This window comes from Bacillus aerolatus (assembly GCF_009183655.1).
GTDB lineage: Bacteria > Bacillota > Bacilli > Bacillales > Domibacillaceae > Pseudobacillus > Pseudobacillus aerolatus.
Genome location: NZ_WEIO01000007.1, coordinates 203,783 through 215,378, shown reverse-complemented (window position 1 = coordinate 215,378; position 11,596 = coordinate 203,783). Strand labels below are relative to the sequence as shown.

Below are 11,596 nucleotides of genomic sequence, written 5' to 3'. Positions count from 1 at the left end.
CAAGCAATGGCAGGGATGTTTGGATTTTTTCTGAATCGCCTTCGACGTCGCGGATAATGTTTACCGTTTCACCGTCGATCTCAATGTTCGTGATCGTTGTCACGTACGGAATGCCGAGCTGATCTGCGACACGCGGGCCGACCTGGCCGCTGCCGCCATCGATTGCCACGTTGCCGGCGATAATTAAGTCGGCGTCTTTGTCTTTTAAGTATTCCGCAAGAATTTTTGCCGTTGTAAATTGATCGCCGTTTTCGACGTCATCCTCGATATTAATGAGGACCGCTTTGTCCGCCCCCATCGCAAGCGCCGTGCGCAGCTGCTTTTCCGCTTCTTCCGTGCCAACCGAGATGACCGTCACTTCGCCGCCTTTATCGTCGCGGATTTGAATCGCTTCTTCGACCGCATACTCATCGTACGGGTTGATGATGAATTCCGCGCCGTCTTCCTGAATCGCTCTATTAACTACGCTGATTTTTTCCTCTGTATCGAATGTTCTTTTTAACAATACGTAAATATTCATGTTTTCCCCTCCCATTTTGTTCTTTTCTGTGCTTTTAAAAGATTGCGAATATTTTTCCGAAAAAATTAATTACCTGTAAATTCTGGCCGGCGTTTTTCAATAAACGCGCCGATGCCTTCTTTTGCATCTTGAGATTCAAATACTTCTCCGAATAGCTTTGCTTCTCTTGCCACCCCTTGATGATACTCGGCATGCTTTGAAAAATTGAGCAGTTCGATCGCTGCTTTCATACTGACCGGACTTTTTAAAGCAATTTTCGCAGCCATCTCTCTCGCTTTCGTGAGCAGCTCCTCTTCTGGATAGGCATGATTAGCCAGCCCCCACTGCACAGCTTCTTTACCGGTAATCGGCTCGCTTGTCAGCAATAATTCCGCTGCTTTCGCTGTACCTACGTAACGCGGCAGACGCTGTGAACCTGCGAAACCAGGAACGAGTCCAAGAGAAAGTTCGGGTAATCCGAGCTTTGCCTGTTCGGTCACGAGCCGGATATGACAGCTCATCGCAAGTTCCAGTCCGCCGCCGAGTGCTGCTCCGTGAATGGCGGCGATGACCGGTTTTGAAAAGGTTTCAATCCGCTCAAATACCCGCTGTCCCCTGGCAGCAAGCTTCGAGAACTCTTCCCCGCTTTCTACTGTCGTAAATTCTTTAATGTCGGCACCGGCTGAAAAAAATTTACCTTCGCCGCTAATAAGGACGACTCGTATTTCTTTGTCCTGCTCGATTTCACTGAGCGCTTGCTCAATGTCAGCAATCACTGAGCCAGAAAGAGCGTTGGCAGGCGGCCTTTGAATAAAAACCTCAGCTACCCGCCCTTCTCTTTTCCACGATATGTATTCCATTTTTTCACCATCCCCCTTTTGTTCGATAAAGGTCAGCGGATCGAAAACCCATTTAACAGCATGTCTCCTACTTCGGGAGCAAGTGCCGTAAGATCGTATTTTTGCTCATTCATCACCCAGGTGGTAACGGTTTCATCAATTGTCCCAAAAATCATTTGCCTCGCAAGCAAAAGGTTGAGTGACGCTTTGAATTCACCTTTTTCGACGCCTTCCTTTAACACGTCGTCAATGAGCTGCAAATAGCCTTTGAGCACTTCGTTAATTTTCAGGCGGAGTTCTTTATTTGACTGTCTGAGCTCCAATTGAGTCACGACTGCTAAATGCCGATCTTCAGACAACATCGCAAAATGGTTTTCCACCAACAATAATAACTTCTCTGCTGCCGTTGTTTTTCCTGCTAAAACTTGTTGAATTTTCTCGACGAAACTGCCCATTTTTTCCTGGAACAATGAAATTAAAATGTCTTCTTTATTTTTAAAATATAAATAAATTGTGCCGTCTGCGACTCCTGCTTGCTTGGCTATTTTCGCAACCTGGGCTTGATGATAGCCATTTTCTGCGATCGCTACAACAGCTGCATCAATAATTTGATGATATTTAGGTTTGTTTCTTTTCATAGGCTGCCCCTCCCGCTCTTTCGATGTATGAAAAATGAATGACTATTCATTCACCACTTTATATTACCTTTTCCCGCTGAAAGAGTCAAGAGGGGGACAAGCATTTTCTTTTTATTCAGCCTATTTTCTCTATTTTCTTTTTCTCTTCATCCACTAGTACACGCCGCAATATTTTACCGACGGCCGTTTTGGGCAATTCCTCTCTGAATTCATACATTCTTGGAACTTTATATGCCGCTAAATGAGCTCTGGCAAATTCGTTTAATTCTTCTTCTGTTACAGAGTAACCTTCTTTTAACACCACATAGACTTTGACTGTTTCTCCCCGATACGGATCAGGCACGCCCACAGCCACTGCTTCCTGTACCGCTTCATGTTCATACAGCACTTCTTCAATTTCGCGCGGATATATATTGTAACCGCTGGCAAGGATCATATCTTTCTTTCTATCGACGACAAAGAAATATCCATTCTTATCCATGTAACCAATATCTCCAGTGAGCAGCCAGCCATCTTTAAACGTCATAGCTGTTTCTTCCGGCCGGTTCCAGTAGCCTTTCATCACCTGCGGCCCTTTAATTACAATTTCCCCCACTTCATCCGGTGGCAGGATTTTCCCCGTTTCCATTGATAAAATAGCTGCTTCTGTATCCGGCCATGGGACACCGATGCTGCCTTTGACCCGCTCACGGTCCCATAGAAAATTGGAATGAGTGACGGGAGAAGTTTCAGATAGCCCGTATCCTTCGACGAGTTTGCCCCCTGTAATTTTCTCAAAGTTTTGCTGCACTTCAACCGGGAGTGGTGCCGAACCGCTAATGCACGAATGAATCGAAGATAAGTCATATTTTTTCAAGTCAGGATCATTTAATAGTGCAATATAAATAGTGGGAGCGCCTGGAAACAATGTCGGCCGCTGCTTTTGGATTGTTTTTAAAGTGGTTTTCACATCAAATTTTGGCAGCAGCACCATTTTATATCCTTGCATAATCGATAATATCATGACCGTCGTCATGCCATATACGTGAAAAAACGGCAGCACTCCGAGTACAACTTCTTCTCCTGTTTTACACTTATACAACCAAGACGCACACATAGAAGCGTTCGCTGCAAGATTTTTGTGGGTCAGCATCACGCCTTTCGGAAAACCAGTCGTGCCACCCGTGTATTGAAGCAAAGCAAGGTCTTCTTCAAAATTAATAGGGATATTTAGTTCTTCCGCTGATTCTAACGCCATAATGCGCTTAAACTCATGATTTGTTCCGCGTTCTTCCACGTAAACTTTCAAGCCCGTTTGTTTTGCCTGTATAAAAGGATAAATAATGTTTTTAGGGAAAGGCAAATAGTCTTTGACAGCGGTTACAATAATATGTTCTAAATCGGTGTGCTTCATTGCCTGCCGTACGCGGGGGTATAAAATATCCAGGGTAATGATGACTTTGGGACCTGAATCTTTCATTTGATACTCTATTTCTCTTTCTGTATACAGCGGGTTTGTCTGGACAACAACACCGCCGGCATACAAAACGCCAAAATAACTAATAACCGCCTGCGGTCCGTTTGGCAGCATAATCGCTACCCGATCGCCTTTTTCGATACCGAGCTTCCTTAAATAATGCCCGAGCTTTAAAGAAGAGTCATACACTTCCCGAAATGTCAGCTCTTTCCCCATAAAATGAATCGCTGTTTTTTCAGGATAATCTTTCGCCGCATTCGTCAAATACATTTGCACCGGCTTCTCCTCGTAAGTCAATGTAGCTGGTATAGTTTCCGGGTAGTGTGCAAGCCATGGATGATTACTCATTTCCATCCCTCCCCATTCGGTTAGAATATTAACAATATTCTATTCAATTATAATATATTCGTTCCAGCTTTGCCAAATGTTAAAAAAGCAATTGTGAACATTCAGCTTATTTTGTATGATTCATAGGAAAGCTAAGATCATAAGGTGGAGGATATTTATGAAGTTTTTTAAAAGAATAAAAAAAAGTAAGATTGTTTGGCTGCTTCTCGTGCTGATGGTCTTTATGTATATTAACAACAGCTCGCTGTTTGCGAAGGAAAGAGAAGGCAAACCGCTGCTTCTTGCCCATCGGGGAATCGCCCAAACATTTAGTCTGGAGGGCGTGGAAGGTGATACGTGTACCGCTGAGCGGATTTATCCGCCGGAACACTCATTTTTGGAAAATACCATCCCTTCGATGGAGGCAGCGTTTGCAGCGGGAGCAGATATCGTTGAACTAGATGTCCATATTACTAAAGATAATCAGTTTGCCGTTTTTCACGACTGGACGCTTGACTGCCGGACGAATGGCACAGGTGTGACTCGCGATTACACGATGGCCGAGTTAAAAAAGCTCGATATCGGGTATGGCTACACAGCTGACGGAGGAAAGACTCATCCTTTTCGAGGAAAAGGCATCAATCTTATGCCCTCTCTTAATGAAGTAATGAAGCATTTTCCGAACGAGCCGCTGCTCATTCATGTAAAGAGCAATGACCCCGAAGAAGGCACTCTGCTCGCTCAATACTTGTCGCAATTTCCGAAGGAACGATTAAAAGCGATCACGGTCTATGGCGGTGATGAACCGGTGGCCGAACTGCGGAAACAATTGCCGGAAATGAAAGTGATGTCCAAGGAAACAATGAAAGCGTGCCTGATTCCTTACATAGCGACAGGGTGGACCGGCCATGTACCTGAAGCTTGCCAAAATACAGAGCTCCACGTTCCCGAGAAAATCGCCCCTTTCCTTTGGGGATGGCCAAACCGATTCCTCGACAGAATGGATGAAGCAAATGTCCGAACGATCATCGTCGGCGGAAACGGCAGCGGCTTCTCTTCCGGCTTTGACTCTGAAGAAGACATAAAAAGGCTGCCGGAAAATTATACAGGCGGCATTTGGACGAACCGGATCGATAAGATCGGAGAGATTTATAACAAACCAGAATGATGGATATAAAGAATTGAAGGGATTCAAATAGGGATAAGAAAACTTCCCCGGCAGCCGCCAGGGAAGTTCTCTTATTTTCAAGCAAAAAACAACATATAAATAATACCGATGGCAAGAAAGACGCCGCATAATGCGAGCAGTACTTTCGCTAATGTTTCCATAAGTTTCCCAATCTCCTTATTAAATTAAAGCTGAACCAATGACGTACGAAAGCCCGACGGAAATGATCATTGAGATAAAACCGACGGCGCGGTTGTCTCTTTCGATTTCTTCATCAATTTTAAAGCGGGGGGTTAGAAATTCAAAAATAAAGTAGCCGACAAGCAGCAAAATAAAGCCGAAAGCTCCCCAGCCGATCATCGTCAAAACGCTATCGTTGTGAGCAATGGAATGACGGAAAATATTAGAGAGCCCAAATATTTTTCCGCCGGTTGCCATTGCAACAGCCATATTGCCTTTTTTGATTTCTTCCCAATTGCGGTATTTGGTTACAAGTTCAAACACGGCTAACGACAACGTAATACAAACGACCACTACACTGTAATAGCCAGCCAGCTGCACGAATTCATTTTCCCAAAATAGGTTCATGTAAATAAAGCCCCTCTTTTTTGGATTTGCTTTTTATTTCAGTTCGACAACAGTGACACCGAGTCCGCCTTCTCCTGCTTCACCAAAACGGGAACGCTTCACGGACCGGTGATTTTTCAAATAGTCTTGAACGCCTTTTCTGAGTGCGCCTGTTCCTTTACCATGAATGATGGAAACGCGCGAATAACCTGCGAGCAAGGCATCATCAATATATTTCTCCACTTTTACTAACGCATCTTCGTACCGCTCGCCGCGCAAATCAAGTTCAAGGCTGACGTGATAATCTTTGCCGCGAACAGTGGCAAGCGGCTTTGGTTCGGCTTTTTTCTCTGACTTTATGAATTGCAAATCGCTTTCTTTCACTTTCATTTTCATAATACCGATTTGTACGTGCCACTGGCCATCGCCTGCTTTTTCAAGCAGCGTGCCTTTCTGGTCGAAGCTGAGCACTTTCACTTCGTCGCCTTGTTTCAGCGTTCGTTCTGTCGCAGTTGCTTTTTTCTTTGGTGCTGCTTTCGTTTCTGGAGTGGCTTCTGTTAACCGCCGCTTTGCTTCAATCAATTCGTGTTCTTTCACATCTGCTTGTTTTTCCAGCCTCATGTTGCGCAAATCACGGATCACTTCTTCTGCTTCCACTTTCGCCTGCTCCACAATGTCCGCCGCTTTTTTGCGGGCTTTTTCCGCAAGCTCCTCTTCATTTGCATAAAAATCCTGCATTTGCTTTTGCATATCTTTATGAAGCTGTTCCGCAAGTTTCAAATACTCGCGGGCTTCTTTTTCTTCTTCTTCTGCTTTTCTGCGCGCTTGTTCAAGTGAAGCGATCATTTGATCCACTTCATTCGTATCGGCACCGATTAAACCGCGGGCCTGCTGAATAATGCCGGCATCGAGCCCCAGGCGGGTAGAAATTTCAAAAGCGTTGCTTCGTCCCGGCACACCAATTAACAGGCGGTACGTCGGGCTGAGTGTTTCCACGTCAAACTCCACGCTCGCATTGATGACGCCTTCACGGTTGTAGCCGTACGCTTTCAGCTCCGGATAATGCGTAGTCGCTATGACGCGGGCGCCGCGGTTGTGCACATCATCGAGAATCGACATCGCGAGCGCCGCTCCTTCCTGCGGGTCGGTGCCAGCGCCAAGTTCGTCAAATAGGACGAGGCTGTCATCATCTACATGCTTTAATATGTCAACGATATTCACCATATGGGAAGAAAATGTACTCAAGCTTTGTTCAATCGACTGCTCATCGCCAATATCAGCAAAAATCGAGCTGAACACCGCTGTTTCCGAGCCGTCTAGCGCTGGGATTGGCAGTCCTGACTGGGCCATTAATGTCGTCAGTCCGACCGTTTTTATTGTGACCGTTTTCCCGCCGGTATTCGGTCCGGTAATTAAAATCGTCGTATAGTCTTTGCCAAGTTCAATGTCGCTTGCTACGGCCTCATCAATCGGCAAAAGCGGATGGCGTGCTTTATTCAGACGGATATATCCGTCCTTATTCACTATTGGCTTCGTACCTTTTATGGCCTTGCCGAATTTGGCTTTCATAAACATAAAATCAAGCTCGCCAAGCAAGCCTGTTAAATAGTACAATTCTTCTCCGTGCTGTTCCACTTCCACTGTCAGCTCGGTAAAAATTCGTTCAATTTCCAATTGTTCTTTCAATTTAAATTCCCGAATCTGGTTGTTCATTTGCACAATCGATTCCGGCTCAATAAACAAAGTTTGGCCGGATGAAGACTGGTCATGGATGATGCCGCCATACTGTCCGCGGTATTCTTGTTTGACCGGGATGACGTAGCGGTCGTTTCGAATGGTAATAATGGCATCAGACAGCATTTTTTGCGCGTTTTTCCCACGAATTAAGCTTTCGAGCTTACCGCGGATCCGGCTTTCATTAGCGCGCAGCTGCTGGCGGATGTGCCGCAAAGTTTCGCTTGCTGAGTCTAGTACACCGCCGTGTTCATCGACTGTATGCTTAATCCGTTGTTCAAGCGGCGTTAATACAGGCAGCTCGCCTCCTTTTTCAGAAAGAATCGGCAGCTCTTCGCCCTCTTCAATCAAATCAGCGATAAACTGCTTCATCATGCGGCCCGCATGAATCGTGCTTGCGACCTGGACGAACTCCAAGCCGTTCAGCATGCCGCCGATCTGCGCCCGCTTCACTTGCGGACGGACATTGTAAATGCCGCCGAGCGGAGCGTGTCCTTTTATGCGCAGCACGCGCGCCGCTTCGTCTGTTTCTTCCTGCAAGCGAACCACTTCATCAAACGACACAGAAGGGTGCAAAGATTCTGCCTGTTCCCTTCCTAAGGAGGAGGCGGCATGTTCGGTAAGCTGCTGCTTAATTTTGTCAAATTCAAGAGTGTTTAATACTTTTTTATTCACGTAACAGGAATCCTCCCTATTTGCCTTTATTTCGGTTAATAAACGCCAGAAAATCTTCTTTGCTATACGTATTGACAACCGTTTCAGGACGGAGCCAGCCTTTTCTTGCAGCTTTGGCACCGATTTCCATAAATTCAAGATGTTCGGTCGCATGAGCATCCGTATTAATAAATATCTTTACTCCTGCGGCCTGTGCCTTTTTCAAGTAATCCGCTGATAAATCCAGCCGCTGCGGATTCGCATTTAACTCGAGTGCCGTGTTCGTTTCTGTCGCCAGTTCGATTAGCATGTCCACGTCAACATCGTAGCCGTCACGGCGGCCGATCAGCCGGCCGGTTGGATGGGCGATCAAGTCGACATGCGGGTTCATTAACGCCGTTTTCAATCGTTCCATAATCGTTTCCCGCGGCTGCGAAAAACTAGAATGAATCGAAGCAATAACAAAGTCTAATCGACTCAGCACGTCATCGTCGTAATCAAGCGTACCGTCCGGTAAAATATCCATTTCAATACCGGACAGAATTTCAATATCATCGTATTGCTTATTCAGCCGGCGGATTTCTTCATTTTGCTGCAGAAGCCGTTCCACCGACAAGCCGTTCGCCACTTTTAAAAAGCGGGAATGATCGGTGATCGCCATGTATTCGTATCCTTTGGCGCGACACGCTTCTATCATTTCTTCGAGTGAATACGCTCCGTCCGACCAAGTTGTATGCAGATGAACGTCGCCTTTAATGTCACTGAGTTTAATCAAGCTGCCTTCTTCTTTGAATGCCTCCACTTCTGTCCCGTCCTCCCGAATTTCCGGTGGAATCCACGGCAGCTCAAAATAATGGTAAAATTCTTCTTCTGTTTGAAACGTTTTCACTTCGCCTGTTTCAATCGTTTCGACGCCGTATTCGCTGATTTTTTCTCCGCGCTCTTTTGCCAGCTGCCGCATGCGGACATTATGGTCTTTCGAGCCGGTAAAATGATGAAGCGTTGACGCAAATTCTTTCTCCGTCACAATACGAAAATCTACAGATACGTCCCATTGCCCTTCGAGGACGACCGAAACTTTCGTGTCGCCGGCAGCAATCACTTCTTTAATACCGGCAAGCTGTAATAGCTGCTCTTTAACCACTGGTGCATCATCAGCGGCAATGATAAAATCAAGATCCTTTATTGTTTCACGCAAACGGCGCAGGCTGCCTGCCCGTGAAAATCGCCGGATACCTTGCATGCCAGCGAGTGCTTGTTCAATCGATTCTGCAAGCGGCAGCATATACGCAATCGAAAGTCGCTCCGGCCGCTTTCCTGCTTCTCCGATGGCAGCGAGGATTTTTTCTTCCGTTTTCGCGCCGAACCCGGCCAGCTCGCGCACTTTTTTCATTTCACATACTTCTTTTAGCTCGTCGATATGTTTTACATCGAGTTCTTTATATAATTTAGCAATTTTTTTGCCGCCGAGCCCCGGCAGCTGAAGCAAAGGAATAAGACCTGCCGGCACTTCTTCCTGCAATTCTTTTAAAACAGCTGATTCTCCTGTTTCGCGGTACTCTTCAATAACCGCACTCGTTCCTTTTCCAATCCCCGGAATTTTTGTAATGTCTTCTATTTCCGACAAGCTGCGTTCATCTGTTTCAAGCGCAGCTGCTGCTTTGCGAAAAGCCGATATTTTAAATGGATTTTCCCCTTTTAATTCCATATATATTGCGATCTTTTCCAGTAAACGGATAATATCTTTTTTATTGATCATATTCGTCACCATGCTTTCAAAATCAGTCGTTTTCTTCTCTTTATAGTAGCAGAAAAGCCCAACAAAACAAAAACTTCTCTTTTAAAAAGAGAAGCGATTTAGCTGGTCGAGCGGATTTAAATTTTTCAGTGCGTCCGATAAATAAGGCGTGTTGCGAATCATGTAATCAGCCACAGCCGAATCAGCAATCATTGATTGAATTCCAGCTTGCGGAAGCAGCATGCCAAGATATAAAAGCACGAAGAGCACAACATAGATTTCCACAAATCCGAGAATTCCTCCGCCAATTTTATTTACTTCCCTTATAATAGGAATATGGGCAACCACATTAATAAAGGAAGCAAGTACAGATAAGGCAATTTTCACTAACATAAAAATAAGAATAAATGCAATCGCACCGTAGTAGAAAGATTCGAATCCGGCGGATAAAATTCCGAGTGCAGGGTTTCCGTCAATTGGCGGCATCGGGATCCACTTTAGCAGCGGAGCGACCTGCTCCCGAAGAGCAAAGGCAGCAATAATAGCGATAATGGAACTAGCCATATGGAAGAATTGCAGGATAAACCCGCGCTTCAAGCCGACGACAATTCCTGAAAATAAAAAAAGAAGCAAAATGATGTCAATCATGTTAGTCAATCCTTTAGTCTTTTTAGTTCTTCTTTTAAAAGTTCTGTTTCTTCCTTTAGCTTTAAATAGTCATGAACTGTGTTCACAGCAGTCAAAACAGCAATTTTATTCAAGTCTAGCACAGGATTCTTCGATTTAATTTCCTGCATTTTTTCATCGACCAAACGGGCCACGCGGCGCATATGACTTTTTGATTCCGTGCCAACAATTGTATAATGTTGTCCGTATATATCAACCGTGATTCGGTTTTTCTGTTCGTCCGACAATGGAATGCCCCCATTCGTAAAGAATCCTACCTGTTATCATAACATGAGTAATAAAGCATGAAAAGTCGTAAGCATGAAGGAGAATTCATATTGAGCCATACTGTATTGAACGTATCAAACAGCGCCCTTTCGCAAATGAAAGACCATTATTCTGCCCATTCTACCGGCAAGCTGCCACCAGGAGCAGTCTTTGCTGCCAAAACAGCTGCCTGCTCGATTACCGGCTACCGTTCAGGGAAAGTGTTGTTCCAAGGAAAAGGAGCAGAAGCAGAGACCGCCAAGTGGCAGGGAAAAACGGCTAAAGCCGCTCCCGCTAACAAAAAGAAGCCGTCTCCTGCCATTTTGCCACCCGGATTTTCGGGCATGTCTGTGATCGGCAGCGATGAAGTCGGCACCGGCGATTTCTTCGGACCCATCACCGTTGTCAGCGCGTATGTGCGCAAAGAACAAATGAGTGAACTGCAGGCAATCGGCGTCCGTGATTCGAAAGATTTAACGGACCCGCAAATCATCAGCATCGCCAAAAAGATCGCCAAAGTTGTACCGTACAGCCTGCTGATTTTAAAAAATGAAAAATACAACGAATGGCAGCAAAAAGGTATGTCTCAAGGAAAAATTAAAGCATTGCTTCATAACCAGGCACTCATTAACTTGCACGTGAAGATTCTCCCGGAGCGGCCGGAAGCCGTGCTCATTGACCAGTTTGCTGAAAAAAACACATATTACCGCTATTTAAAAGAACAAAAGCACATTTTTCAGGAAAACGTTTTTTTCAGCACGAAAGGCGAAAGCGTCCACTTATCTGTTGCCGCCGCCTCCATCATCGCCCGTTATGCATTCGTTAAGGAAATGGACAAATTGAGCGATGAAGCGGGCTTCCCGATTCCGAAAGGCGCTGGCAGCCAAGTTGATGCGGCGGCGGCCCGGCTCATACGTGAAAAAGGTGAAAATGCCCTCCTTCATTTCACGAAAAAACACTTCGCCAACGCCGAAAAAGCGAAAAAACTAGCTTATAAACGATGAAAGTTACAGCCGGTCCCGATGAATCGGGGCCGGTTCTTT

Annotated in this window: 11 protein-coding genes; 2 read left to right on the top strand and 9 right to left on the bottom strand. The window is 45.4% G+C overall.

What is annotated here, in order from left to right; translation table 11 throughout:
- The 4 genes from F9802_RS13170 to F9802_RS13155 all read right to left on the bottom strand — a co-directional run.
- On the bottom strand, positions 1 to 520 hold a 520-nt coding region (locus F9802_RS13170; protein WP_152152661.1), incomplete at its 3' end, for an electron transfer flavoprotein subunit beta/FixA family protein.
- Between the two features lie 65 nt (positions 521 to 585).
- Positions 586 to 1,359 (bottom strand): enoyl-CoA hydratase, encoded by a 774-nt coding sequence (locus F9802_RS13165; RefSeq protein ID WP_152152658.1) that lies wholly within the window; start codon positions 1,357 to 1,359, stop codon positions 586 to 588.
- A gap of 32 nt (positions 1,360 to 1,391) precedes the next feature.
- On the bottom strand, positions 1,392 to 1,976 hold the full coding sequence (locus F9802_RS13160; protein WP_152152655.1) for a TetR/AcrR family transcriptional regulator: 585 nt from the start codon (positions 1,974 to 1,976) through the stop codon (positions 1,392 to 1,394).
- Between the two features lie 115 nt (positions 1,977 to 2,091).
- Complete coding sequence (locus tag F9802_RS13155; protein ID WP_152152653.1) at positions 2,092 to 3,780, bottom strand: long-chain-fatty-acid--CoA ligase; 1,689 nt, start codon at positions 3,778 to 3,780, stop codon at positions 2,092 to 2,094.
- 157 nt (positions 3,781 to 3,937) lie between these two features.
- Here F9802_RS13155 and F9802_RS13150 point away from each other — a divergent pair, with 157 nt between their 5' ends.
- The gene (locus F9802_RS13150; RefSeq protein WP_152152651.1) at positions 3,938 to 4,927 is read left to right on the top strand and encodes a glycerophosphodiester phosphodiesterase family protein; all 990 of its coding nucleotides are present in this window, start codon (positions 3,938 to 3,940) and stop codon (positions 4,925 to 4,927) included.
- Between the two features lie 180 nt (positions 4,928 to 5,107).
- On the opposite strand, the gene F9802_RS13145 is transcribed toward F9802_RS13150, so the two are convergent.
- The 5 genes from F9802_RS13145 to zapA form a co-directional block, all read right to left on the bottom strand.
- Positions 5,108 to 5,515: a DUF350 domain-containing protein gene (locus tag F9802_RS13145; RefSeq protein WP_152152649.1), complete on the bottom strand. Its 408-nt coding sequence runs from the start codon at positions 5,513 to 5,515 to the stop codon at positions 5,108 to 5,110.
- 33 nt (positions 5,516 to 5,548) lie between these two features.
- Positions 5,549 to 7,903 (bottom strand): endonuclease MutS2, encoded by a 2,355-nt coding sequence (locus F9802_RS13140; RefSeq protein WP_152152646.1) that lies wholly within the window; start codon positions 7,901 to 7,903, stop codon positions 5,549 to 5,551.
- 16 nt (positions 7,904 to 7,919) lie between these two features.
- Positions 7,920 to 9,641: a DNA polymerase/3'-5' exonuclease PolX gene (gene polX / locus F9802_RS13135; protein ID WP_152152644.1), complete on the bottom strand. Its 1,722-nt coding sequence runs from the start codon at positions 9,639 to 9,641 to the stop codon at positions 7,920 to 7,922.
- Positions 9,642 to 9,722: 81 nt separating this feature from the next.
- Complete coding sequence (locus F9802_RS13130; RefSeq protein ID WP_152152642.1) at positions 9,723 to 10,268, bottom strand: CvpA family protein; 546 nt, start codon at positions 10,266 to 10,268, stop codon at positions 9,723 to 9,725.
- A gap of 5 nt (positions 10,269 to 10,273) precedes the next feature.
- The gene (gene zapA / locus F9802_RS13125) at positions 10,274 to 10,534 is read right to left on the bottom strand and encodes a cell division protein ZapA (protein ID WP_152152641.1); all 261 of its coding nucleotides are present in this window, start codon (positions 10,532 to 10,534) and stop codon (positions 10,274 to 10,276) included.
- 90 nt (positions 10,535 to 10,624) lie between these two features.
- Between zapA and rnhC the strand changes: the two genes are divergently transcribed.
- A complete protein-coding gene (gene rnhC / locus F9802_RS13120; RefSeq protein ID WP_152152639.1) occupies positions 10,625 to 11,557 on the top strand; it encodes a ribonuclease HIII in 933 nt (310 codons plus the stop codon).
- Positions 11,558 to 11,596: the final 39 nt, after the last annotated feature.

What these genes read in the sequence shown, in the direction of transcription:
- F9802_RS13165 (WP_152152658.1), bottom strand. Translation starts at nt 1,359, where the DNA reads ATGGAATACATATCGTGGAAAAGAGAAGGGCGGGTAGCTGAGGTTTTT.
- F9802_RS13160 (WP_152152655.1), bottom strand. Translation starts at nt 1,976, where the DNA reads ATGAAAAGAAACAAACCTAAATATCATCAAATTATTGATGCAGCTGTT.
- F9802_RS13155 (WP_152152653.1), bottom strand. Translation starts at nt 3,780, where the DNA reads ATGAGTAATCATCCATGGCTTGCACACTACCCGGAAACTATACCAGCT.
- F9802_RS13150 (WP_152152651.1), top strand. Translation starts at nt 3,938, where the DNA reads ATGAAGTTTTTTAAAAGAATAAAAAAAAGTAAGATTGTTTGGCTGCTT.
- F9802_RS13145 (WP_152152649.1), bottom strand. Translation starts at nt 5,515, where the DNA reads ATGAACCTATTTTGGGAAAATGAATTCGTGCAGCTGGCTGGCTATTAC.
- polX (WP_152152644.1), bottom strand. Translation starts at nt 9,641, where the DNA reads ATGATCAATAAAAAAGATATTATCCGTTTACTGGAAAAGATCGCAATA.
- F9802_RS13130 (WP_152152642.1), bottom strand. Translation starts at nt 10,268, where the DNA reads ATGATTGACATCATTTTGCTTCTTTTTTTATTTTCAGGAATTGTCGTC.